Below are 25,434 nucleotides of genomic sequence, written 5' to 3' on the forward strand. Positions count from 1 at the left end.
CAGCTAGTAAACCAGGAACCTGGCGGGTTCCACCTCCGCCAGCGCCTCGGGATTGTAGTAGTCGTACAGCGACGAAGCCGCGGCCTTCGCCTGCATCGACAGGCGGCCGGAGAACTCAAAGGCCAGCGACACTCCACCGGCCAGCGGCCAGAGGTAAAGGATCACCCGGTCCGGCTGGACCTCATACCGCTGCAGTCCGCTGTCGTCATCTTCGACCAACTTCTCCAGCGACGACCGGTCGACCTCCGCACCCGGCGGCAACCCGATCTCCGCCAGCATCATGCCATACCCCCGGAACCCCACACGTTCCGCCTTGACCGTACAACGGATCGGCTCGCCCGCCCGCGTCCGCAGCTTATCGAAGGCAACAGCCAGGCGCAGGTCGGGGGACGCGCGCGGCTTTGTCTTTTCCCAGGGAATCCAGTGTGTGGACGCCATTCGCAACAGCACATTGCCGGAACCGTTCTGCGGCGTCAGTTCCACCTGGTTGTGGCCATTGGCCAGGAACGGCGACATGTCGACCAGGATGGGATCGGTCGTCTTCAGTTCGGCCGGCAGTTGGACGGTGTGGACCAGGCGGCCGTTCACCCGGATTCCGATGGACCCGCCCGGCTCGGAAACCCGTCCCAGGACAGACGACGCTTCGGCCACTGCCCGCATGGCACGCACCGTGGCCTGGGTCGAGTTCCAACTGCCTTGCGCATCACGCTTCCGCAACAGGAACAGCAGCCCGCGCCGGATGGCCGTGTCGATGCCCGGCGTCTCAGGATGCCGCGTGCGCCACTCGCGCAGCGCACTCAGCACCAGCCCTGTTGTCTCCGCCCGTCCCGAACTGCCCCAACCGGCGAAGGGCGAGTTGGTTTGCAGATCCCAGTAGAGCGCGGTGCTTTCCGGCCGCGCCAACCTCATAAGGCGCTCCCCCGCTTTGCCCAGCAGTTCTTCGTCGCCTGAATCCAACGCGGCGAGTACGAACTGCGCCAGCGGATAAGGGTCGTCCAGTGAATCGGTCAGGCGCGCCATGTGATGATACGCGCCGGCCAGTGTCGTGGGCTTCAGTTGGATGCCGGCCCGCTTCGCCGCGGCCAGTGACCGCGCTACCTGCGCCGTGATCAGCACCGCCCGGCGTTCCTGCACCAGGCCGGCCTCCAGGCCACGATCCCAAAGGCCGTTCTTGGATTGCACCGACTCGAGCCAGCGCACCAACTCTTCGGTTCGTTCCGTATCCAGCTTCAACAACGGCTGCGCCGCCAGCAGAAACTCCACGACGTAAGCGGCCAGCGCGGGGTCGCCGTTGCCTCCACCCCAGTAACTGATGCCGCCGTCCGCGCCGCGGTACGCTCTCAGCCCGTCCACCGCCAGCCGGATATTCTTCAACGCAACCGCCTCGAAGGCCGGTGTGGCCATCCCGGCGGCGCGCGCATAGCGCAAGGCAATCAGGTTGGCAAAGCCCGCCGAGGTGGTTTGTTCGGCGCAGCCGTGCGGAGTAACCAGCAGGGCCGCGGCGCCTTCGCTCAGGATCGACAGTACATTCGGATACAGGCGCAGCTCACTGCTGGTCGCCCCCACGATGGCCGTGGCGGGGATGTTGACTCCGAACGCCGTCCTGCCGGCCACGAAGTCGCCCATCACCTGGCTGACCGCTTGCCCATCCGGATGAACCTCGGTCGTCCTCTCAATCGCATCGCCCAGTTGGCCGCCCCGCGCCGTGATGCGCTGTGCGGCCTTCTTCCGGGCAACCTTCGCCTCAATGTCGAAGTGTTGCTGGTCGGTCGTGTTGGGCGGAATGGTCAGCTCCAGCTTGCCCTTGCCCTGGAAGCGCGACCAGTCGTTCGCCTCCAACACCAAATCGACCGGCAGCGCGCGGTCCAGGTAGTTCCGCACCGCCACCGGCATGCGTACCCGGTCTCCCTGCGTCAGTACTAGGGGTGGATCGAAGTCGAGGAAGAAGGGCTGGAAGACACGGAGGTCGGACTCAGCCTCCACCTGCCGGCCGTCGAGCGTCGAGGCGATCGCGGCGATCTTCCAGGTCGTGACGCTGTCGGCCAGCGGGAATTGAATGCTGGCCAGGCCCTGCTGGTCCGTGGTCAGTTCCGGTACCCAGTAGAGCGTCTCGGGAAAGTATGTGCGTACGCGCGGCGTAAACAAAACGGGCTGCGCGGCCAGCGGCAAGGCAACGCTCGCGCTGGAGGTCTGGAGGAGAGTGGCCTCGGCCGACACATTGACAGTCTCCGAGACCGAGCCCACCCGCAGGGTAATGTCTACCTGCGTCACCTTCCCTTTCGTCACGGGCACCGCCTCCACGAGGTTGCCCATGAAACCCGGGGCGGACGCGTGCACAGCGCACAGTCCGGGCATCACGGCCGGGACCGAGTAGGCTCCGCTGGCATCGCTTTGGGTGACGTAGCTCCGCCCGTTCTGCAGGATGAGAACAACCTGCGCGTTCAGGATGGCGGCGCCGGTTTGATCCAGCACCATGCCCGCCACCTCGCCGCCGTCGCGTATCCGCGCAGCCGGGGTCAATTGCGGCTCCTTCGATGGGGCCGCGCTCTCTTCGTCCAGCAGGATGCGCACGCTCACCATGTCGAAATCGTCCCCAGTGCCCGGCATCCCGTCCGGGCCCGAACTGCGCAGGGCAAACACGATGAACTTGCGCGTCACCGGCATGATGCTGGTGCGCAATTGCGAATTCCTTCCATAGATTTGGACGGTACTCAACGACACGCGATCCCCGAATTCCCCAGTGGTTTTGCTAGTCAGCCGGAACGGCTGCCCCCATGCATCGGCATATTGCGACACGTCGACACCCGCGTCAGCCAGCACCTTCCTGAATTCTTCCAGCGACACCGGCGGCGTGGCCGCGTTCCGGGCCGCGTTGCGGATCGCCTCCTCCTCCCGCAGGAAATACCGCCCACGGAAATAGTCCGCCAGAAAGTCGTCCTGCGTTCCAAATGACCGGTCCGGCCCGGCACTGCGCAACTGGATGGCGCGACCCCGCCCGTACGTTTTTACCTGTGCCCGATAGGCAGTGCCCCAAGGGTCCTTCAGGGTATCCAGCAGAATTCCGTTGTCACTCAACAGCCGACGCACGCCTGCCTCATCGCCCGGAAACTCCAGCCCGGGATGGAAGATACTCTGCAGGATTTTGTGCCATGGAAGAAAGTACGATCTCCGGAAGCTGCAGGCCACGAAATCATCCTCGGTCCCCATACGCTGGTCCGGACCGCTAGAAGTGAGGACCACCGTGCGGTTGTTGTTCCAAAAGCCAAAGCCGACCACATAGGGGCGATCCCATGGATCCCGTTTCGCCGCCCATTCGACGCCGAGAATCCTGTTCAGGCTCGAATCATCCTTAGGGAAATCGAAGGATTCGGCATAACTTTGGCTGAACCTCATCTCCATCCACCGCTCCAGCGTTCGAATCGACTCAAACTCCGGCCGCTCCGTGATGTCTTCGCCGTGGGCGCCGGGCTGGTATGTGTTCGCCTGGGCCAGCAGCGCCTCGGCTACCAGGTCCAGTTCAGGATCCTGCGATTGCGGCGGCTTGAGGTTCATCAGGCTGTCGAGACGGATTCCGCCGATCTCCAGCGGATCCCTCGCAAAACAGTACACACAGTCAAACCACGGCCGCTGCCCGAACTCGCCATCTGTCCTGGCACGCTCCAGCACCGCCTGGTCTACCACCGCCAGGCCCAGCGCGGCCTCCACAGGGCGGCCGTCCGCCGTGCGTACCTGCAGCTTCAGCGAAGCCTCGTCGCCTGGCTTGTACTCGGCCTTGCCCGCTTTCACCGTCAGTTGAAGATCAGAGCCCTCCGGAAAGATCACTCGCGTCTGGGCGGGGCCGATGCCGTGATTCTCGATGTCTTTCCATCGGCTGCTGGCCGTCCATGCGGCAAACGTCACGACACCCCGGAACTCCGCCTGGTAGGGAAAGCGGACGTGTCCCTGGTTGCCCGAGATGGCGGCCACGCGGCTGGCGACCACCTGCCCCTCCACTTGCGCCTGCACCATGACAGAGGGCATGGGCGGACCGGCCGTCGGAGTCTCGATCAGGATGTCCACGGCGTCGCCTGGCTGGTGCAGTGTGCGCTTGCTCGCCAGCCGGCTGTAGAGGCCCCTGCCGCCAGAGGCAGTGTCCTGCCGTCTCCCGGTCAGCCCGCCGCTGTCCCTGGCCCGCAGTTCCATCCCGAGGTCCCGCGCGGTAGCCGCTGGCAACTGCAGCCTGGCCAACCCAAATCGATTCGTCCGGGCGGTATAGGTGGTCCCGGCGATGGCGGCTTCCACTGTCGTGACCGCCGGCCGCCCGTCCGCATAGGCCGTCGCGACATAGACCCGCCTAGGCAGCGAACCCGTGTCCGCTCCCTGGTAAACGTAAATGTGGATCGCCTCCAACGCAATGCGAATGTCGAAGCGGCTCTGTTCCGTGCGGTGCGAGGCCGGGTCAGTGTAGTAGGCGGCGAAGGAGAGATCGCGGAATCGTGTCGCGGTCTCCGATTGGAGATCCTCCAGTTCTGCCTTCAAATCGAGCTCGGCGATGAACCTTCCGTCGTCCCCCGCATCGCCCTCGGCCGCGGGCTTACCGGCGCTATCGGGTTCCTCAACTGCCCCCCGCCGGTGCCTGCTGGTCGCGCGCACCACTTTCACATGCCCGCGGGGCACCGGCTTGCCGAACAGGAACGCCCCTGTGATGGCCACCGAAGCCGTCTGCCCCGGCAGGTAAACGGTCCGGTCCGGTTTCACGGTCACCTGGAACTTGGGCAACTCGTAGCGGCTCACCCGGATCGTGTGCCGCGTCAGCGTGGTTTCCTCTGCGCCGGACTGCAGTTCAATCGTGTAAGAGCCTAGCGGAGCAGTCTCCGGCAGCACCCAATCTTCCTGGATGATGCCGAACTTCGAGGCCGTCAACTCCACCGTATGCGCCCGCTCATCATCGCCATCCTCCACTCGCAGCGAAACCTTCGCGCCCGCCGCCGCACGGCCCTGCCCATCCAGCACGATCGCCCGCAAATGCACGGTCTGCCCCGGCTGATAAATCGGCTTGTCGGTTTGGATCTTTGCGGAAGGACGCCGCGGGATACCCAGGCTGAAGCGGACACCTTGCTGGAAGTCACCATTCTTCGCCGAGAGCTCCACCTCGATCGAGCTCTCCCCGCTATCCTGTGCGCCCGCAGGCAGCCTGAACGCGAACTCCACGAACCCATGCTCCTTGCGTTCCATCCGGCTCGGTCTTAGCTTCTCCCGCCCCAGTGCCAGGACCCCGTTCCATTCGAGATCCTGGAGCGGCTGGCGCGAGACAGGATGCACCGCCTGCGCCTGGACAATCAGCGTGCCGCCCGGATGCACTTCGTTGGCGTACGTCGCCTTCACTTCGAAAACGTGATTGGCCGCCTGGGCGATGGCCACAACGCCGGATTGCGGCGGGAAGGCTCGCGCGTCCCGGGTCTGCGGCGTCAACGAATAGCGCAACCGGAGCCAGATTGACGACACCGGTAGCGGCAGCGGAACTTCAAATTGGTTCTGGCCGGTCTGAATATTCACCGATGTTTGCGCGATCCGCAGGACTTGCTCAGCCTTGCCGATCCACGACACCACCAGCGTCGCGCCCACCGCGTGGTCCACCTGGCTGCGCACGGGGATCATCACCACCGTCGCATTCTCCTTCAGAAACGACCGGATCTCCGGCTCGCTGACGCTGACAGACGACTGCGCGCCCGCCGGCAGCAGCGGCAAAAACAGCGCCGCCACGGCGAATAGTTTGGATCGCATATTGTTTCAAAGGAGGAAATATTGAGATATTTCCCGCACTAACCTCAAGTACCGCCAGAATACTCCGCGTCAATTCCTTTGACAAGAGGCAAAGTGACTTAGGCGCCGCTGGATCAAGGCTTTGGCGCCTCCTATCCTCATTTAGATGGCTGGCTATCTTTCGATTTTGCGTTGGAGATTTCGGTTCGCGCCAGCGCCTTGTGGGCGTAGTGTTAAGAACCACTGGGTTCCGGTCTTCCAGGCCGGATTATCAACCAACATCGCGCGGCACGCAGCTCCGGGTCAGGACGCTGTTCGTGTGCGCGGTCAACCGTAGTAGAGGTGACTACTTATGTCGACGGGCTTGTCTATGAGACTGACGCGCCGCGCGTGCGTTCTCTCGCTGGGAATGTTGGCGCTCCTGCCGCTGGCGGAGGCACAGCAGCAGCCGCTGATCCGAAGCATTGTCCGGTACCGCCTGAAGCCGGATCGCATTAACGATTTCAACGCCGTGATGCGCGAGCGCGCCGCGCTGCTGAAGAAAGCGGGCTCTGAGCGCTACTTCACGGTGTGGGTTGCGCAGTCCGGGCCGCGGGAAGTCGGGGTTGTGCGGTTCCACCAGAAATGGTCCGAACTCACGCAGAGCCGTGATCCGAAGATGGCGGAACATGCCGTAGCCATGGCCGCGCTGGTCGCGCGCACGAATGCCTGCGTTGAGAGCGCGGAACGCATCGTCGATGAGATTTTGCCGGATGCCTCGATGGCCAGGGGGGGCGCCCCGCCGCCGTTCGTTCGATCGGGCAAGCTGGTGGCCTTGCCCGGCAAACTCAACGACCTCCTGACCGCGCTCAAAGATGAAACCATGCCGGCCATGAAGAAAGGGGGCGTCACCGTCTGGGGTGTGGCCCGCACCAGATACGGCGGTCCCGTGAACGAAATCCATACCTACATGGGGATGAACGGCTGGGGCGACCTCGACCAGCCCAGCCCCATGCGTAAGGCCCTGGGGGACGAGGCCTTCCAGAAGTACCTGGCCAAAATGGGTTCCCTGATGGTCAGCACGGAGTACACCATTTACGCGCTGCAGCCTGAGCTGAGCCACATGCAACCGGCTCCCTAGGTGGGAAGTGTCCGGGCCCGGAGAGGCAGCACGGCCTCTACCGGGCCCGGTGCACTCAGGAGGTGCGGTGGCTGGTCGGCCGGTTCCTCCGCAGAACTTCCGCCAACTGGTCCAACTGGATCGGTTTGGAGACGTAATCATCCATCCCAGCCGCCAGGCACTTCTCCCGATCGCCTTTCAGCGCGCTGGCCGTCATGGCAATAATCGGCACGTGGCCATCCTCACCCTCCAGCCGCCGCAGTTCCAGCGCCGCCTCATATCCATCCATCACCGGCATCTGGCAATCCATCAGCACGAGATCATACGTAGCCCGCGTCCAGGCATCGAGCACCGCCCGGCCGTCCTGCGCCACATCATAGGTGCAGCCGAGCTTGTCGAGGAAGCGCCTCGCCACCATCTGGTTCACCGGATTGTCTTCCGCCACCAACACCTTCAGGCCGAGAGCCTCCCGGCCGGTAGAGTGCAGCGACGACTCCTCCGGCACCTCGGTGTGGCCCAGCACCGAAACCAGGCACTCGAACAGCTTCCTCTTGCGCGTCGGCTTGGGCAGGTAAGCGGCAAACCCGGCCTCCATCGCCTCGCTGCGGTAAGCCTTATCCACATACGAGGTCAGCAGCACCAGCGGCAGGGCGTGATACGCCGGCTGCGCCAGGATCACCCGCGCCAGTTGCATGCCGTTCATCACCGGCATCCCGAAGTCCAGGATGGCGGCTTCAATCGGATGTCCAGCCGACGCCGCCTCCGCCAGGCGGTCCAACGCCGACGCCGGAGTCTCCGCCAGCAATACTTCCGCGCCGAACTCCTGCAGCCAGTGTTCGACAATCCGCAGGTTGGTCTCGTTATCGTCCACCACCAGTACGCGCACGCCCAACAGTTGCGTCGACACGCTGGGCCTCTCCCCCACGCGTTGCTGACCCGCGCGCAGCGGCAGTTCGAAACGGAAGGTGGAGCCCTGGCCCGGCTTACTGGAGAATCCAATGGAACCACCCATCAGTTCAGTCAGCCGTTTCGAGATCGCCAGCCCCAAACCCGTTCCGCCGAACCGCCGCGTGGTCGACCCATCGGCCTGCGTGAACGACTCAAACAGTTTCGATTGCGCCGCCGGATCGATCCCGATGCCGGTGTCCCGCACTTCGAATCGAATCGGTCCCGGCTGCGCGGCGCCATTCACCGGCACCACGCGCACCGCCACTTCGCCATGATCGGTGAACTTGATTGCATTCCCCAACAGATTGGTCAGAATCTGCCGGATCCTCGCCCCATCCCCGTAAACGAAGTCGGGCAGCTTGGGGCTGACGAAATGCGTCACCTCGATGCTTTTGGCGTGCGCCGGGCTGGAGAGCAGCTCCACCACTTCTTCCACCAGCTCCTGCAGGTTGAACTCCGTCTCATCCAGATCCAGCTTGCCCGCTTCGATCTTCGAGAAGTCCAGAATGTCGTTGACCACGCCCAGCAGCGCTTCGCCGGAATGCCGCACCGTGTCCGCGTACCAGCGCTGTTCGGAACTCAGCGGCGTCTCCAGCAACAGGCTCGCCATGCCGATCACGCCATTCATCGGAGTCCGGATCTCGTGGCTCATATTTGCCAGGAATTGGGCCTTCAGGCGCGTACTCTCCAGCGCCTGGTCCCGCGCCAGCACCAGTTCCCCATTCGCCGCCGACAGAGCCTCGCGGCTGGTGTAAAGCTCAGCGGTTCGTTGCCGCACCCGCTGCTCAATCGCCTCTTGCGTCTCTTCCAGTTCGGCCTGCCGCGTCGCGATCTCGGCCGTGTCGCGCTCGCTGTGAAGACACGCCATGATCAGCACCACGTCCTCAAAGACGACCCAGCCTGCGTGTTCCAGGCTGCGCCACATGCTGGCCGACACGACTCCGTAGACGGAGTAGGGCAGCCACAACCCGCGCGCGAAGTGATCGACGACCACGACACCCGAGGCGGTCACCAGCACGCGCCAGTCGCGATACAAGGCGAGAAACGCCAACGATCCGAAGACATGGAAGTGCGTCTCGATCCGCCCCCCGGTGAAGTGGATCAACAGCGCCCCCATCATCATCTGTGCGGCCGCAATGACATGCCGGGTCAGCACCGCCCCCGGCCGCCGCAGTGCCAGGAAGACAGGCAGGCTGGAGACCAGCGCACCCAGGAAGAGGGCCGCCCAGATGTGCAGATGCGTCGTCTGAACCCGGCCATCCCACGCCAGCGGGGAGACTGTTATCGCCAGCAGGATGCCGAACAGCCACTCCAGCACCAGCAACCCGGCCAGCATGCGGTCTGTCCTGGCGTGCAGCCGGTCCTGATACTTGCGGAACAGCTCGGCCGCCCGCGCGTTCATGACGCCCCCAGCAGCGAGCAGCCGAAGACCGGCGCGCGGTCCATGGCCAGCCGGCCCGTCCGCACGAAGGACACGATCGCGCTGTGCCCTGTGTTCAATCCTTCGTGACCGCGACTGGGCGTGATTCCTCCGCTGAACCGCAGCCGGCCGTCGGCACTGTACAGGAAAACCTGGCCCGAAGTGCGCGCACCCCACCGGCTGGCTTCCTCCGCTGTGGCATCGACATGCACTTGTACTCCACGGATGGCTCGAGCCATGGCCACCGAAGCCGAGTTGGCGTCCACCAGGCCGTCCCCCGCCAGAAAGATGACGTGCGCCGTCAGCCGCCCGTCCGTTTCGCCCTGGATTCGTTCCAGTTCCCGCAGGCTCGCCCGCGTGCACGGGCATCCGGGGTGGGCCAGCATCACCAGCGTCGGCCGTCCCGTATCGCGCGGGAATCCCGCCGACTCCGGCCACGCCGTGTGAATCTCGGCCGCTTTACCGGGTTGAAGTTGATGCGCGGCCAGGATCGCCAGGCCAGCCACAGCCATCACGGCCCAGGCGCCGGCGCCCAGGGCGGTGGCCGTATTGCCGGCCAGCAATCGCGTTACGGCTTGTCGTCCCGGAAACAATACGCATTCATCGACATTCTCTAGCTTGTAGTTTAGGTACTGTTTTCAGCGACGCCGGCCCGGCGTCCGATTCCGAGTTGACCCGCCAGCCGCAGGTCGTTCCTCTTCATCGGGTTAGGTCGCCCTCGGCTTCGTTCCGTCAAACCGCAGGATAGTCCGGGTTTTAGGACGGTCAGCCTTCCGTGACGCGGTTGGTCGCGAAGTCCCAGTTCAACTTGCGACCCTTGCGGTAGGCCATATTCGCCAGGTGGGCGGCTCCGGCAGCCGCATGGCCCTCGGTCGCATTTTCACGGCTTGGCTTCGCTTCGCGAATACTCTGGATGAAATACGACCCGTGCCCGGGACCCGCTTCCACCGGAATCACCTTCGGCTCCGGCCGCGGCGGCCTCGGCTTGCCGGCTCCGCGCGACTTCAGATACTCGTCCCTCGTCGCCTTCGACAGGGCCGATGAGCCGTATTCCTGGATATCCAGATCGTCCGGTTCCGGAGTAATCGTAATTCCGGAGCCTTCCAGCATCAGCGTGCCCTTCTCGCCGAAGATCTGCATCACCGGCGATCGTGACGAGTTGTTCAGGTTCACGCTGACCTGCGCGATGAAGCCTTCTTTATACTCGAACAGCGACTCCATCACGTCCGGCACCGTCCGCCCGTCTTTCCAGCGGTAGAGGCCGCCTTGCGACACCGCCGAGACCGGAGCCTGCACGTTCATCACCTCATGCATCGTGGTCAGCAGGTGGACGAAAAGGTCGGTCGCCACCCCGCCTGAGTACTCCCACCAGCAGCGCCACCGGAAGAACACTTCCGGGCTGAACGCCCGCTTCGGCGCGGAACCCAGGAAACGGTCCCAATCGATGGTCTTCGGCGACGCATCCGGCGGCACCGGGTAGATCCAGGCGCCTTCCTTGGAATTCCGGTACTGCATCATCCGCACCTGCCGCACCGCCCCCAACTCGCCGGCCGCCACCAATTCGCGCGCCTTGGCCACCAGCGTGGTCGTTTTGCCGCCGCTGCCCACCATCAGAACCTTGCCTGCCTTCTTCTCGGCGGCAATGATCTCAGGGCCCTCCTGCAGCGACCACGTCATCGGCTTCTCGATGTAGACGTGCTTCCCGGCCGACAACGTCTCCAGCGTCATCTGCTTGTGCCAGTGATCCGGCACGGCGATGACGATCGCGTCAAGATCCTTGCGCCCGATCACGTCCTCATACCGCCTGGTGGTCAGGATCTTACCCTGTGTGAACTCCTTTGCATGCTCCAGATGGCCGTCGTAGAGATCGGCTGCGACGACAGGGTTCACACCCGGAATCTGCGAGAACTCCTCCAGCAACTGCGACCCGCGAATGCCGACCCCGACGAAACCCAGGTTCACCGTGTCGCTGGGCGCGGCCGCCTGCAACGGAGCGGAGTCGACCAGGCGATAGATCGTGGCGGCTGCGGCGGAGTTCAGGAATGTGCGTCTGGAAGGCATGCGCGGAGTATACCGCAGCCCGTCTCCGCTATACTGGCCCTTCCGGATCCGCATGCTCGAATACGCCCCCATTGCAGCGTTCCTGCTGTTGTTTCAAATACTTAGAAGCCGGTTTGCCGGCCTGCGCCTGGCCTTTCTGGCGGCCGCCGCGCTTTGGACGGCATTTGTCGTGGTTGTGGCCGAGACGCTTGGGTTCTTCCATGCTATCCATCGGACCGCCCTGGCCCCCGTCTGGCTGGCGGCCTGTGCGGGACTGGCGTTCATCCTGTTCCGCAGCCGGTCGAAACCCGCGACGTTGTGGAGCCTCGCCCGTACGGAATGGCGTGCCCTGGACCTCTGGACCCGCGCCTTGGCCGCGGCTTCGGCCCTCCTCGCCGCAATCCTCGGCGCCACCGCCCTCCTCAGCGCTCCCAATACCTACGACGTCATGGCTTATCACATGCCCCGCGTCATGATCTGGATGCAACAGCGCACTTTGGCGTTCTTCCCCACCCAGATGGCGAACATGAACTTCATGCCGCCCGGCAACGAGCTGATTCAATTGACCTTTGCCATCCTGGGGCAGGACGATGTGCTGGCCAATGCCACCCAGTGGTTCGCCTGGCTCGGCGTTCTGGCGGCCGTCTCGCTGTCCCTGAAGCTGCTCGGGGCGGATCGCCGCGGCCAGTGGCTGGGCCTGTTCCTGGCGGCCACTCTACCGCAGGGCGTCCTGGTGGCCACCGGCGCCAAGAACGACGTCACCCTCAGCTTCTGGCTGGTTGCCTCCCTCGCCTTCGCGCTCGCCTTCGGACAGGAATCCTCCCGCCGCAACGCGACGCTGCTGGCGCTCGCCGCGGCCCTCGCTCTGCTCACTAAGTCCTTGGCCTGGTTCCTTTTGCCCTCGTTCGGGCTGGCCCTGCTTCTGGTCTGGAAGCGCCCCGCCTGGATGGCTTTGTTTCGTCAGGCCGGCGTGATCCTCCCGCTCATCATCCTGGTCTCCGGACCGTTCTGGCTCCGCAGCTACCGCGAATACGGCAGCATCACCGGCCCGCGCATCGGCAACCGCGACATGCTCTTCGGCTACGAGTGCGAGCGCTTCACGCCCGGCGGTATCGCCGCCAATGTCATCCGAAACCTGGCCGTCCAGTTCAATACCGGCCCGGACAGCCTCCACCAAACCCTCGACACCGGGTTCCGCTCGGCCGTGAGCGCCTTGGGCCAGGATCCTGACGACCAGCAATCGCTGTGGCCCGGATCCAGCTTCCACCTGCAACCGTTCTATTGGGGCGAAGGCGGCATGTCGAACATGGCCCATCTTCTTTTATATGGCGCACTGGCCCTGGCTGCGATCCTCGGCTGGCGCAAGCCGGACAACCGTCTCGCCCTAACTCTCTGGGCCTCCGCCATTCTTGCGTTTCTGCTCTTCAGCGGCTACCTCCGCTGGCAGCCCTGGCACACCCGCCTGCACCTGCCCATCTTTGTGTTTGCCGCCATCCCGGCAGGCTGGATGCTGGGCCGCTTGCCGGCGAAATGGACGGCCGCCCCGCTGCTCGTTCTCTTCGGCGGAGTGGCGATCTATGCCTCCACGCAGAACACCCTACGCCCGTTGACCGGACCATACAGTATCTTCGATGCCGGCCGCACCGCCACGCTCTTCTCAGAGCGCCGCGCCGACGGTCCCTCCTACGAAGCCGCCCTCGCTTCCATCGCCAGCAGCGGCTGCCGCAAGGTCGGCGTGATCGGCGGCCGCAGCCACTTCTACTACCCGGCCTTCGTTCTGCTGGGCGGCTTCACGGGAGAACGGGAGATCCGTTTTCTCCGCCAGGAAGGCTCCGCGGTGGAGCCGCCGGATTACCGGCCCTGCGCCCTCTTCTGTGTGGAATGCGCCGGCATCCGGGCCCGCGCGGAGCTGATGCGGCAGTTCGGTCTGGAAGTCCGGGAATTCGCTGACCATCAGGTGGGTCTGAAACCGCCTACCGCCGCGCCCGCGCTGGCGCCATAGTCAGCTTCCGCCACTCGGCCTCAATCGCATCCAGCAGCGCCGGCATGGCCGCGGCTACCTGCGGCGACAACGTGGCGGCCCATTCGAAGCTCTCGGCTTCGACACCCATCAGGATCAGCTTCTCCGGCAGGCACTTCAGCACACGCCCCAGTTTCACCGCCTGCGCCAGACCCAAGCCATGGGTGGAACAGCGCGCGGCCTCGGGTTGGAACGATGCTTCTTCGGAATCGATGCGGATCAGCGTGCCGGGCGGCGCCTTGCGGCTGGAAATCGCATCCACCACGATGACGCTCTCCGCCTGCTGCCAGGCTTCCAGCAGCTCTGAGGTTTCGCCCTGTAGAGGGCGCACAGGGATTTTCCGATCTTCCAGCGCCGAGGCGCACAGCGGACCAATCGCGTCGTCGCCACGATCCATGTGGCCGCAACACAGCAGCAGCGCGCGATATTTCTTCGCCTTCGCGCCAGTCATGAAGCTGAGGCGATGTTACGAGGAATCGCCTTCGGCCGCAAGCGACTTTATTTCGCGACTTTATTTCGCGACTTCGCCCACGCAGCGCAGCCCGCGCCAGTAGCCCTTCATGAAGATCGGCGGCGCCGACTCCATGCTCAGGTCAAATCGGACGGTCAGAGGCTTGCCGTTGGGCAGCTTCATCGCTTCCTTACCCGCGCGGATGATCCACGACACCGAGTACCCGTTGCCCGCGGGCTGGAACTGCTCAGCTTCCGTGAAGAAGTGGAACGGCGCCCAAACCCCGTCCTTGTCGAACCACGTGATGTCCGTACTGCCGGCAAATCGTACCCCGGCTTTCGCCTCGTGCGCCCCCGGACCCTGCCACGTGAACCGCTTCGGTGTCGAATCGTTCGCGCCAAAGGTGGCCGCCTGCCCGTCCAGCCGCAGCGACAGGCTCTGGATCCCCTCGCTGGCCGCAGGCTTCAGCGTATACGCCACGTGCGGATCCTTGGTGTCGCCCGCATAGAGCGCATCCGACAGCGCCGCCGCCTGGTTGAAGAAGGCCACAAACGCCGGATTCAGGTTGATGCCGCCCGTCGGGTTGGGCACATACTGCTGCCCTTGTTTCTGCAACAGCTTCGACAGGCTGGCCTCATAGAACACCCACAGCGCGCCATCCGGCTTGTGCAGCAGCCCGTTCACCTCGGCCAGCGTAGCCTCTGCGGTGGCGTTCGGATCGAACGGGTACTTGCTCCAAACCGCACTCATCTGCGCGCAGACGCCCTTGCCCTTGCCGTTCAATTCCGCCGGGCCCAGGCCGCGCAGCAGCCCTTCAATGTTCGTGATCGGATCTTCCAGCAGCTTCTGCACCTGCGCCTCGACGTGACCCTCCGGATCCAGCCGGAACGTCTGCGCCAACTGCCGCGCCGCCAGCTTCGCCGTGGACGCATTGCCCAGGATCTGGCCGGCTACCGCCTCATTCGGAGCGGGCTGGCCCACGATGCTCTCCAGCGACGTCTGCAGCCCGATCAGAGCGTTCATGTAGTTCTGGTTCGGAGCCGCAATGTAGCGGTCCGTGCTCGCCGGCGGCACAACTGCCTGCGCCGGTTGGAAGACCTCCGCCACCGTCGGCCCATCCACCGCCGTATTCTGCGAAATCAGCCACAGCAGCGCCAGCAGCGGCGACTGGTTGCCGGCCAATAGCGTCAGCTTCTTGGACGCGTCCGCAATGCTGGCATAGCGCTGCACCGAGGCGGCGCGCAGGAACGCCCGCCACTCACCCGTGAAGTCCGTGTTGTACTTCTGCTGCAACTGCTCGATCAGCTTTGCCCGGTCGATCTTCGAGGTCACCTGGTCGCCCAGCACCCACTGCTCGCCGCTGAAATAGCGGTCGGGGTTCTTGATGGCGCCCTTCATGAACTCCCAGCCCGCCTTCGTGAACGCGGACTGCACTTCGCGCTGATCCGTCATCGCCTGGTCGGCCCCGGGGAATCGCTTGTGATAGTTGATGGGCGGCCCGCTCTTGGCGGCGTCGGCCAGCATGGCCCGGTAGACGCGCATCAGGTCGCCGAACTGAGCCAGGTAGTGCCGTGCCGTCTCGATCGTAGCCGCGTCGTTTTCGTTCGTATACGGATTCTCGGCCTGCAGCGCCAGGGCGTAGTATTCAAACTGATCCTGCGCCAGCTTCATGCGCTCGGCATCCACACCCCGGCCTTCGCTCCAGAACTTCATCAGCACCGGCGTCAGGAAGGGGGCTGAACTCTTGTCATGGTGGGCCGTCGTAATGAGGTACGCCTTCAGGGCGTCATAGGTGGGGTTGTAGTCTGGTCCCGGCGTCGCCGGCAGGCCGCGCAGGAATGTCAGGATCGACCCCTGCGTCTGCCCGAACAGCAGTTGCCGGAATCGGTCGAAGTACACCTTGCGTGCCGGTTGATACAGGTCGTCGCCCGTGTAGAGGCCCCAATGGAAGCTCCACGGCGAACCATCGCGCTTGTACGTATCCAGCGTGATCAGCGAATTCCGCAGCGTATCCAGCTTGCGCAGCGCATCGGCCGACGGCAGGTCCGCGCCAGTCGACTCCGACGAGTTGATCCCCTTGGCCGCCTCCAGCACCCTCGCCTCCAGCGCGTGGTTCCGCACGTAGGAAACAATCATCCCGATGCTCATCACCAGGCAGAAGAAGCAGGCCAGCACCAAACCGATGCGCCGCACGGAATTCGTCTTCGTGCTGGAAGTGCTGCCGCCCAGCGCCAGCCGGTCGGCCAGCATCACGTCGTGAAAAAGCGCGCCCAGAAACGTCCATTGCGGCACACGCCGGCTTGTCACCAGCGGAGCCTGCTGTCCCGACGGCTTGTTCGCCTCGAGACCCACGCGGAAAATGGTGGTGGCCTTGGGCACGCCGCCCTGGCCCGAGCCCGGAGCCGCCAGGTCGGTCGTCCCAGTGAACTCCTGGATCACCACCGGCCGTACGCCGGAGAAGTAGAACCCGCGCAGGTACGGTCCGGTCGAGAGCTGGCTGGGCCGGCACAGGTCCAGCAGAAATTGCACAATGGGCCCCTGCAGCTTGCGGAACTCACGCGGAAACTCGTAGGTCGGGGGCAGGGCATTGGCTTCCGTTTCCCGGCCCAGCAGCGGTGGCCGGTAGTTGGCGAGCTCTTTGAACAGGCCTTCCAGGGCGGCCGAAATCCGTGCCGTCTGCTCTTCTCCGTAGGTCCGGGCCTGCTGGCCAGCTGAGAGGGGCAGTGTCGCGCCCAGTGCGCGGTTCACCTCTTCATTGCTCAGGTTGCGGACATACTCCAGGAAGCCGGGGATCCGGTCCATGCGCGTGAACAGCGCGTACACCGGCAGGTTGATGCCCAGGTCTTCGCTCAGCGCGGCCAGCCGCTGGCGCAGCTTCTTCGCCGTGGCGGAGGCCGTCTCTGCGCCGCCCGGCTGCGCGAACGTCTCGGCATCGAAACAAACCAGGACCGCTCGCGGCGCCGTCCCGCCTTTGCCGAAGATCCCGGCCAGCCGTGCCGGACGCAGCCCGCGGATCAGCCGGTTCCACAAGGCCTTGTCCTGAGTCAGCGCACCGCCGGCTTCCACCATCGCGATGCCGTTCGCAAACCAGATGTTGGCGACCCGCGTGGGTGTCACCACATTGTCCTGGTGGACGCGGCCCGCCACCAGTTCCGGATCGATGCCGGAGCTCAGCACGACGCTCGTCTTGGCGCTGCCCGGCTCGCCCGCAATCAGCACGACCGGCGTGGTCGCCAGCCCCGTGGACTTCCCGTTCTTCGCGGCCGTCAGCCGCTTCTCGGCTTCGCGCAGCAGCGTGGCGATCTCGTCGCCCTCATTGACGTCCAGGCCCTCTTCGCGTTCCCGTTCCAGCCTGGCCTTGCGCCGGAAGAACCAGATCACAAAGCCGGCCGTCAGCAGGCCGATCACCCACAACGAAATCCGCAGGCCCCACAGGATGCCGCCATGCAGGCCCAGCCACGAGCCGATGAACCAGGCCAGCACCAGCCACAGCAGGAGGATCAGGATCGTAATGAGAACGACTTTTCGCATCATCAACTCCTACCGCACCCGAACCGGAATGGCCGCCACGTCGGAGACGCCGGAAATCAGTGACATCTTGAACCCCGCGAACAACAGCAGCGTCACCGCCAGGCAGCCGATCGCCGCATACATCAGCCGCTTGCTCCATGGATCGGCGCCCTGCACGATGCGCTCGTTCGGCAGCCGCCATGCTTCCGTCAGCGGGCCGAATTCGCCCCGGATGCGCGCAATCTTGTCCGCCACGGTGTTCAATACACCTTGAAACTCCACCGGACTGCGCGCGCTATACCGCCCCCGGAACCCCAGCAGCATGCACAGTTGGTGCACTTCGAGCACGTCCGCCAGCTCGTAGGAGTCCTCCATCCGCAGCAGCCGCTCCAGGTTCTGGAAGAACAGTTCACCGGCCAGGTGCGTGCCGAAGAACTCCTCCTGCAGCGGTTTGGTGGGCCACTCGCGGAACGCCCGGTTGTTGGCCTTGAGAATGGACTCGTCCAGGAAACCGACCACCGCGAAGATCGCCATCTTGATGTCTTCCGGTGAGTACCCGCCCGGCGTGCGAGCTTCCTGCGCGGCGATCTTGAGTGCTTCCCGCATCTGCTGCCGGAACGCTTCCTCACTGGAAACCGCCTGCGGCATGGAGCGGATGCGCACGGTCGCCGTGATCGCCTCCTGCAGGATCAACGCCAGGTTAGAGGGACGGCGCGAGGCCGCTTCCGCAGTTAGGGGCTGTGACATAGACTGGGCCTCACGCATCCAGGACGACAAAGAGCTTCAGGTCGGGTTCGGGCAACTCGGCCGGTACATAGATGCCAACACGGCGGGTCACCATGATGTTGTCCCAGAAGGGGCCGGATTTCGAAACGCTGAAATACTGCGATTCAACCCGCATTGGGACGGAGGAAGGTGGCATGGGCAGATGCGCCATGGGCAAACCGGCCATGGCGCGCTTGACGAGTTCGCCGATGAACTTCGCGGAACAGACCTTCACCAGGCGCGGAGCCTTCTCAATCAGGTCGGCATCCCCAGTGGTCGCGTGCAGCGCGATCACCCACGACGACCGGTCCAGGCAGCGCGTATCGGTGATCTCGCCTTCGTAGAAACACGAGGCGGTCTGTACCAGGGGAATCTCGATGCAGCGCGTCGGCACCGTGATTTCCAGGTGGGTGCGGATGTGATAATCCAGCGCGTCGAAGCACGGTCCGGGATTGTCGTGATCGAACGCCGGCAGGTTGCGCGGGTGCGAATCCAGGCTGAAGGTGCAAAGCGCACCGGCCAGCCGCGACAACTCCAGGAAAATCTCCTCCGGATGGCCCCTCTTCGAGGTCCATTGGTGCCGCAGCGCCGCCAGGGCGCTGTTCACGGCGTGCAGCAGCCAGAAGTTGGCGATTTCGCGGGACGACCGGTCGCCTCCGCCCGCCGGAGCGCGGCTCAGCGTCGAACTCTTCTCCCCCAGAATCTCGATCAGGCGCCGCAGCAGCAGCATGATGTGCTCGCTGGCGCCAATCTGGAGGCAGGGCGGGACGAATGTGGGATCGAAGACATACTGGCCGGCGCCGTCGCGCATCACCCGGGCCAGCGGCAGGCAGACCAGCCCGTCCTGCGGCTCAGTATCCAGCAGCAGCCGGAAGTCCTTGCCGCCCACCTCGATCGTCCGCTCGTCCCGTCCCGTGGTCTCGTCGGTATACGGCCGGGTGCGGGCCACAAACCGGGTTTGGGACGCTGCCTCGTTCATCGAGCAGTTTGGCCCGTTCTCCAGCCGCTCCGGCACAGCCAGCAGCACGACGACCGAACTGCGGATGGGCGGGAACAGGTCCCCGATCGCGCGAGGAGCCGGAGCCGCGTCGCACTCGGGCATGTGGAATTGAAGTCCATCCCGAAAGATACCCCGGGCGTGGATCACGGAAAGCGTGCCGTTGGATAAAGCGTCAGGGTCCAGGAGGCAGCCCATGAGCCCATACGGCTGGCCCATGAGTGCGGAAGCCGCAAAGTGAAGCGAGTCTTCAAAGTAGCGTCCCTGTACCTGAAAGTGGTGCGGACCAAGGTACATGCCCTCCGACCAGACCACCCTAGAAAGGAATCTCATGTTCCGGCGATGCTCCCAGTGCACTGCGGTCCAAAGTCGGACGCGCGTAAATTGCGTCCGCTACTTATAATAAACGTGCACCTGGTAGTTTGCTACGGATTGTCCGGAGGGGCGATGGATCTGAACCGCAAATATGAATTTCTGCAGCCGTTGGCGGACCCAACGGTCAGTGTTGAGCAGACGGTACCCGTGCAGGAGCGCACGTCCGGCCGCATCCTGCTGCTGCACCTGTTTCCGGCCGGCCGGGGCATGGAAGATGAGCCTTTGCTCAAGCAGGCCGGCCAGCTGCCCTCAGACCAGCAGTGCCACATCGTCGAAATCGGCGAATGGCAGGGCGCTGTCTTTATCGTGACTTCGCTTCTGCCCGGCGCGGTCCTCTTCCGAACCTGGCTGGGCGCGTCCAGCGGGCTGACTCACGGCGAACCCGAACTCCACCCGGCTCCGCCGGCGCCAACACCTGCGCCGCAGGCCACCGCTTCCACGATTCCCTTCGAACCCGAGCCGCCTCCGCCTCCTCCCCCCGCCGCGGCGCCGCCCACCGGTGATCTGGGGAAGGCTGGCCAGTGGGCCATGCCCGGCCTTGGTTCCCCGTCCGGGAAGACCCGCATGAAGATTCCCCAGTGGGATTCCGGAGAATTCAGGGCGGCCCAACAGAATCCGCCTCCGCCCCCACCCGCGGAACCTCCGGCCTCGCCCTCCCTCGCGGGCCCCGGCGAATTCACCCGCATGGTGCGCATGTCCCAGGCCGAAGCCGCGTCCGCCCAACCGGAAGCGGCGCCGCCCCCAGTGCCCGTCGCGCCAGAACTGCCGCCCTATGTGCCCGAGGCTGCGCCTCCGCCACCGGCTTCTTCCGAGCCCGGCGAGTTCACCCGGCTGCTCCATGCCAGCCAGTTCGGCCAGCCCCTCACAGCCACCCCGGATCCGGTGGTGCCGCAGCCGCCTCCGCTGCCTCCGCCGGTCACGCCGCCTCCGCCGCCGCTTGCCTCTGAGCCCGGCGAGTTCACACGCATGATCCGGCAGAATGAGTTCATTCCTCCGGCTCCGGTCCAGCCCGCGGCTCCTCCCCCTCCACCCCCTGTCGCCGCCCCGCCGCCGCTACCCATGGCCGCCGCGCCCGCTCCTCCGGCGGAATCGCACACCGGCGAGTTCACCCGCATGATGCGCAAGAGCGAATTCGCCCCTTCCGCGCCAGTCCAGCCGGCCGCGCCGCCGCCCCCCGTCGCCGCCCCGCCGCCGCCGCCGATGGCCGCCGCGCCCGCTCCACCGGCGGAATCGCACACCGGCGAATTCACCCGCTTGATGCGCAAGAGCGAATACACCGCGCCCGCACCAGTCCAGCCGGCCGCGCCGCCGCCTCTCCCCGTGTCGGTGCCTCCTCCGCCCGCCGTGTCCTCACCGCAAACTGGTGAATTCACACGCATGATTCGCTCGGCGCAACTGGGCGAACCGCCGGCCGTGGTGAGCGCCCCGCCCACTCCGCCCGCAACCTCCGCCTGGGACCGGCCGCCGGTCCAGGAACCCCTTCCGCCGGCCGAAGCCATGCCCTCGTGGCCGCCGCAGTCTGCCCCGGCCGCGCCGCCCGCCTCGTCCGCCGAGCCTGGCGAATTCACGCGCATGCTCCGCGCCAGTTGGAAGCCCGGCGCCGCGACGCCCGGCGTGGCGCCTGTCCTGCCGGCCAACGTAGAGGCCCCCTTCACCCCGAAGCCCCAATCCGGGCCCGGCTCCTGGAACGAGCCTAAACGCGACGACCTGATGGGCATGTTCGACGGCGGCCAAGGCTTTACCCCGCCTTCGGCTACTCCGCAGGCAGCCGCCCCGCCGCCCGCCGCGCCCGGCGAGTTCACCCGCATCTTCTCCGGCGCCCCGGCCCCCGCAGATGCGCCCAGCGCCCCCAGCACGCCCTACGGCCAGATGCAGAGCTCGCTTCCCGCATCGCCCGTCATGCCCTCTGCCCCACCGCCGCCCACCATGAAATCCGGCCCCGGGGAGTTCACCCGCATGATGGCGACCCCGGTGCGTCCGGCCGCCCCCGCGCCCGCCGCCGCGCCTGCCAAAGCCGCTCCGGCCGTCAAGTCGAACCCCATGATGCCGCTAATCATCGGGCTGAGCATCCTGCTTGTACTGGCCATCGTGGCCGTCGTCGCCTTCTGGCTGCTGCGCTAACCGGATTCCGGGTGTAGCTATCAGGGGAAATTAGTCAGATTAATTGCACTTCAATTCCGGCCCCGCCCGAGCCTGCACGGGGCCAATATAGCGGCTGCCGCAAATAGTGCCCGGCTGAAATGCCGCCATCATCCCCATCCGGGGACTGCGACACTTCGGCCGGACCTATTTGGTAATATGGCTGTCTACTCCGGAGCCGCTCCCGCGGAATTCTGGAAATTGTCTGCTTCGCCATGGCTAACCAAAAACCTCACCGCGCGGGTCGACCCGCCGCGGCGGAACCAAAGCGGATCAGGCCGGAAAGCCCGCCCGCCGCACCGCCTCCGGTGCCGCCTTCCACACACTGGACACCGCTTATCCTGACGCTCTGCGTCCTGTTCCCCACCCTCGTGTACTTCTTCCAGGTGGCGCGCATCCCACTGGATCAATTCGCCAGCCAAATGATTACCGAGGATGCATTCTACTATCTGGTGCCGGCCAAGAATTTTGTCCGTTCCCTCGTCTTTTCCCTGGATGGCAGAAATGCAACAAATGGTTTTCAGCCGCTTTGGATGAGCGCCGCTGTCGCCATAATGGCCGTGCTATCGGACCCGTTGGCCCAATTGCGCGCCATCTCCGCCGGCGGCTTTCTGGTCGTCCTTTCTTCTGCCATGGTCTACCTGCGCCTCTGTCCGCGCAGTTGGGCTTACAAAACCGTCTTCGGCTCCCTGCTGCTCTTCAGCCCGCTCTTCTTCTACTGGAGCTCCGGCATGGAGAGCGGTGTCGCCGCCGCTTCGCTCGTCGGCCTGCTCGCCTTCACTTACACGCTCAAAGACGGTTTTCCATCACAGAAGAAGATGCTGGCTCTCGGCGCGCTGCTCGCCTGCGCCGCCCTGAGCCGCCTGGATTACGCCCTTCTGCTGCCCCTGGTGGCCCTCGCGCTGGGCGCGCTCGCCGTCACGCCCGCCGCACTTGCCGTGCCGGCCCGCACGCGCTTCACCCGCCTCCTGCTGCCGCTGCTCCTGCCGGTGGCCTGCCTCTCCCTCTACGTCCTCGGGAATCTCGTCTTCTTCGGCAGCATCTTCCCCGCCAGCATGATGGCGAAAGGCCACATCGAGAAGACCGGCTTGCCCGCCGGTACCCATTTCTCCACGGCCCTGTCGACGCTCAAGCCCTATCTCATCAACCTCATCCCGGTGCTTTTGGGCGGCGAGGACCACTGGGTACCCCGCCAGTTCAATCTGTTCCCGGGCCTCCGCACCCTCGGCGCCTTCCGTGTGCTGTCGTGGGCGGTCGTGCTGCTCAGCGTGGCAGGCCTGGCTCTCCGCGCCAAGGCCGGGCTGCGATCCCTGGCGCCCGGGCGCTTCCTGCGGCTCGCCCTGTTTCTCTTCGCCGGCCTCCAAATGGTGGTTTACGTCTTCACTTACCCGCTCTTCGCGACGCAATCCGGCTATATCAATTGGTATTACGTCCCACAAGTCCTGCTGGTCATCGAGCTCATCGCCTCGGTCTTCGACAGCGCGGTCGGCTTCACCCGGCGGCACTTCCAGTTCCAACTCGCTCCCCGTGTCGTTGCGCACTCCGCCGCCGCCGCGGCCCTGCTGATCATCTTCTCCATCGGCTATACACACTGCGTCATCGTCACGGCCCGTCCAGATGTGAATCAATGGATCACCGCCGCCCGCCTGCTGAACCGCCACACCCCCCAGGGCACCCGCATCGCCGGCTTCAGCGTCGGCACCCAGGCGTTCTTCCTCGAAGGCAACCGCGTGATCAGCAACCTTGACGGCGTCATCAATTCGCCGGAGTTCGTCAGGACTTACCTCCGCCAGGGCGCTATCGAACGGTTTCTCAAAGACCAGAAAGTGGAGTACCTCTCTGATCACCTCGGTGACGTCGCCACCGATGATGTTTACTTCTCCAACTCCGTCATCGACCACCGCTGGCTCACTCCGCTGACGCAGTGGCCCTCCTGGGACGCCGGCACCTACTCCATCGCCCGCATCGACTTCTCGCGGCCCGCTCAACCGCTGCCGGAATCCCTCATCTTTCCCGCACCCTACAACGCCCACGGTCCCAAATTGGACTGGGGCAGACACACCGTGGCCGAGAAACTGGTGCTTGCCCCGGATCGCGTCACCGAAGCCGCTGTCAGCCTGGCGCCCATCGGCAAACAATTCAAGTACCTCAAGATCCAGTGCGACGTGCAGCCGGTGGATCGCCGTCCCGCTGCGCCAGGCGGTCTGCTCTACCTTCTGGTGAGTGCCCACGGATTCCCCGGCTTGCTCAAGTCGTGGCTGCCCGGCAACCGCATGGCTGGCGGTGGCGAACGCCACATCAACGTCTTTGTGGAGCGCACTCCGGCCGTCTCCGACCTGGGCGAACTCTTCATCCTCTCGGAATCGGGCCGCTTCGACATCGGCGTGGACAACTGCACCGCGTCTGAACTGCCGTGGGGCCGCCGGCCATGACGCAGGCCCGGCTCGTGCGAAACTGCTACAAGATGGGATTCAATTGACGAAAGAGACGTACCCGACCCGCCGCGACCAGATCACCCTGGCTGTGGCGTGCCCCATGGCGAATGAAGGCGACAATGCGTCCAAGTTCGTCACCGCCGTCCTGGAGCAGTGCACCGGATTCCGCTCCGCCACCTTCTTCGCCGTGCTCGATCGGGCCACCACCGACAATACCCGGCAAATCCTCGACACCCTGGCCGCCTCCGAGCCCAGGCTCAAGGTTGTCTGGGCGCCCGAAAACCGCTGCGTAGTGGATGCCTATGTGCGTGGCTACCGTGATTCCCTCAAATCCGGAGCCGATTGGGTGCTGGAGATCGACGCCGGTTTCAGCCACCAGCCCACCGACATTCCCCGCTTCTTCGAGACCATGGCCCAGGGCTACGATTGCGTCTTCGGCAGCCGGTTTATGCCGGGCGGCCGCATGACCGACGGCTCCTTCAAACGCTATGTCGTCAGCCGCGGCGGCACTATTCTCAGCAACCTGATGCTCGGCACCCGGCTGAGTGACATGACCAGCGGCTTCGAACTGTTCTCCAGCCGGACCCTCGAGCAGGTGCTGCAACGCGGCATCCAGTCCCGCGCCCACTTCTTCCAGACGGAAATCAAAACCTACTGCCGGAACCTGCGCATCACTGAAGTCCCCATCCACTACCAGGCGCCCAGCCCGCGCCTGGGCTCGTCCGCGCTGAAAGACTCGTTCCGCCAGCTCTGGCGGCTGTTCCGCCTTCGCCTGAAGGGGCAACTGTAGAGCGCGCTGCCGGCCCTGATATAGGATGAAATCGTGCCCTTTCCCGTCCCCGACCCCATTCGGGACCTGGCGGAACTCGACGCGATGTTCCCGGCCCCAGCCGCTCCCTCCGTCCGCAAAGTGACCACCCGGCTCACGCCTGCTTACTGCCGGATGATCGAGGCGTCCCCTTTCTTCGCCCTCGCCACCAGCGGCCCGGGCGGTCTCGACTGCTCCCCCCGCGGCGACGCTGCCGGTTTTGTCCGCATCGCCGATGATTCCACCCTGCTGCTGCCCGAACGCCGCGGTAACAATCGCATCGATTCCCTGCGCAACCTCCTCGCCGACTCCCGCGCCGCCCTCATGTTCCTGATCCCGGGTATCTCCGAAATCCTGCGCATCAACGGCAACGCATTCCTCAGCCGCAACCGCGAACTGTGTGATTCGTTCCTGGTCAAAGGATCCGCGCCGAAGATCGTCATCGTCTTCCAGCTCGAGACCGTCATGTTCCAATGCGCCCGCGCCATTGTCCGCAGCCGCCTGTGGGATCCTTCACTCCACCGCGCCCCAGGCGAGGTCCCCACCGCCGGATCAATGCTCGCCGATGCGACAGCCGGCGAGGAAGGCGGCTCCGCTTATGATGCTGCTCTGCCTGAGCGCATCCGAACCACCTTGTACTAATCAATCCCGCCCGCTGACGTAACAAATCACGGTCCTTCGCGAA

14 protein-coding genes are annotated in these 25,434 nt (G+C 64.9%); 6 read left to right on the top strand and 8 right to left on the bottom strand.

The genetic code is table 11. The features are described from left to right. Positions 1–3: 3 nt before the first annotated feature. Positions 4–5,763: an MG2 domain-containing protein gene (locus tag ACR9Y2_RS20450; RefSeq protein WP_435043500.1), complete on the bottom strand. Its 5,760-nt coding sequence runs from the start codon at positions 5,761–5,763 to the stop codon at positions 4–6. A gap of 349 nt (positions 5,764–6,112) precedes the next feature. Here ACR9Y2_RS20450 and ACR9Y2_RS20455 point away from each other — a divergent pair, with 349 nt between their 5' ends. After that, positions 6,113–6,862: a hypothetical protein gene (locus ACR9Y2_RS20455; RefSeq protein ID WP_435043501.1), complete on the top strand. Its 750-nt coding sequence runs from the start codon at positions 6,113–6,115 to the stop codon at positions 6,860–6,862. Between the two features lie 55 nt (positions 6,863–6,917). Here ACR9Y2_RS20455 and ACR9Y2_RS20460 read toward each other — a convergent pair whose 3' ends face one another. From ACR9Y2_RS20460 to ACR9Y2_RS20470, 3 genes are all read right to left on the bottom strand, one after another. Then, positions 6,918–9,191, bottom strand: coding sequence for a response regulator (locus ACR9Y2_RS20460; protein WP_435043502.1), 2,274 nt, complete (start codon positions 9,189–9,191; stop codon positions 6,918–6,920). Beyond that, the gene (locus ACR9Y2_RS20465) at positions 9,188–9,802 is read right to left on the bottom strand and encodes a RedB protein (protein ID WP_435043503.1); all 615 of its coding nucleotides are present in this window, start codon (positions 9,800–9,802) and stop codon (positions 9,188–9,190) included. Before ACR9Y2_RS20465 ends, ACR9Y2_RS20460 begins: the two co-directional genes overlap by 4 nt. Before the next feature lie 172 nt (positions 9,803–9,974). Further along, positions 9,975–11,270, bottom strand: a complete 1,296-nt coding sequence (locus tag ACR9Y2_RS20470) for a Gfo/Idh/MocA family protein (protein ID WP_435043504.1) — start codon at positions 11,268–11,270, stop codon at positions 9,975–9,977. Between ACR9Y2_RS20470 and ACR9Y2_RS20475 the strand changes: the two genes are divergently transcribed. Next, a complete protein-coding gene (locus tag ACR9Y2_RS20475; RefSeq protein WP_435043505.1) occupies positions 11,269–13,251 on the top strand; it encodes a hypothetical protein in 1,983 nt (660 codons plus the stop codon). The genes ACR9Y2_RS20470 and ACR9Y2_RS20475 overlap by 2 nt on opposite strands. Here the strand turns inward: ACR9Y2_RS20475 and ACR9Y2_RS20480 are convergent. The 4 genes from ACR9Y2_RS20480 to tssK are packed head-to-tail and all read right to left on the bottom strand — an operon-like array spanning position 13,223 to position 19,325. Then, positions 13,223–13,720 (bottom strand): hydrogenase maturation protease, encoded by a 498-nt coding sequence (locus tag ACR9Y2_RS20480; RefSeq protein ID WP_435043506.1) that lies wholly within the window; start codon positions 13,718–13,720, stop codon positions 13,223–13,225. The genes ACR9Y2_RS20475 and ACR9Y2_RS20480 overlap by 29 nt on opposite strands. A gap of 60 nt (positions 13,721–13,780) precedes the next feature. Beyond that, the gene (locus ACR9Y2_RS20485; RefSeq protein WP_435043507.1) at positions 13,781–17,254 is read right to left on the bottom strand and encodes an ImcF-related family protein; all 3,474 of its coding nucleotides are present in this window, start codon (positions 17,252–17,254) and stop codon (positions 13,781–13,783) included. A 6-nt stretch (positions 17,255–17,260) separates the two neighbouring features. After that, positions 17,261–17,977: a DotU family type IV/VI secretion system protein gene (locus ACR9Y2_RS20490; protein ID WP_435043508.1), complete on the bottom strand. Its 717-nt coding sequence runs from the start codon at positions 17,975–17,977 to the stop codon at positions 17,261–17,263. Positions 17,978–17,987: 10 nt separating this feature from the next. Beyond that, positions 17,988–19,325: a type VI secretion system baseplate subunit TssK gene (tssK, locus tag ACR9Y2_RS20495; protein WP_435043509.1), complete on the bottom strand. Its 1,338-nt coding sequence runs from the start codon at positions 19,323–19,325 to the stop codon at positions 17,988–17,990. Positions 19,326–19,439: 114 nt separating this feature from the next. On the opposite strand from tssK, the gene ACR9Y2_RS20500 reads away from it, so the two are divergent. The 4 genes from ACR9Y2_RS20500 to ACR9Y2_RS20515 all read left to right on the top strand — a co-directional run bounded on the left by ACR9Y2_RS20500 (position 19,440) and on the right by ACR9Y2_RS20515 (position 25,391). Then, entirely contained in the window at positions 19,440–21,488 is a 2,049-nt protein-coding gene (locus ACR9Y2_RS20500; RefSeq protein WP_435043510.1) for a hypothetical protein, read from the top strand. Between the two features lie 233 nt (positions 21,489–21,721). Continuing rightward, entirely contained in the window at positions 21,722–23,938 is a 2,217-nt protein-coding gene (locus tag ACR9Y2_RS20505; RefSeq protein ID WP_435043511.1) for a hypothetical protein, read from the top strand. A 43-nt stretch (positions 23,939–23,981) separates the two neighbouring features. Further along, a complete protein-coding gene (locus ACR9Y2_RS20510) occupies positions 23,982–24,731 on the top strand; it encodes a glycosyltransferase (RefSeq protein WP_435043512.1) in 750 nt (249 codons plus the stop codon). 33 nt (positions 24,732–24,764) lie between these two features. After that, a complete protein-coding gene (locus tag ACR9Y2_RS20515; RefSeq protein WP_435043513.1) occupies positions 24,765–25,391 on the top strand; it encodes a pyridoxamine 5'-phosphate oxidase family protein in 627 nt (208 codons plus the stop codon). The last annotated feature ends 43 nt before the right edge of the window (positions 25,392–25,434 follow it).

The sequence above is a fragment of the Paludibaculum fermentans genome (assembly GCF_051172195.1).
In the GTDB taxonomy this organism is placed as follows: domain Bacteria; phylum Acidobacteriota; class Terriglobia; order Bryobacterales; family Bryobacteraceae; genus Paludibaculum; species Paludibaculum fermentans_A.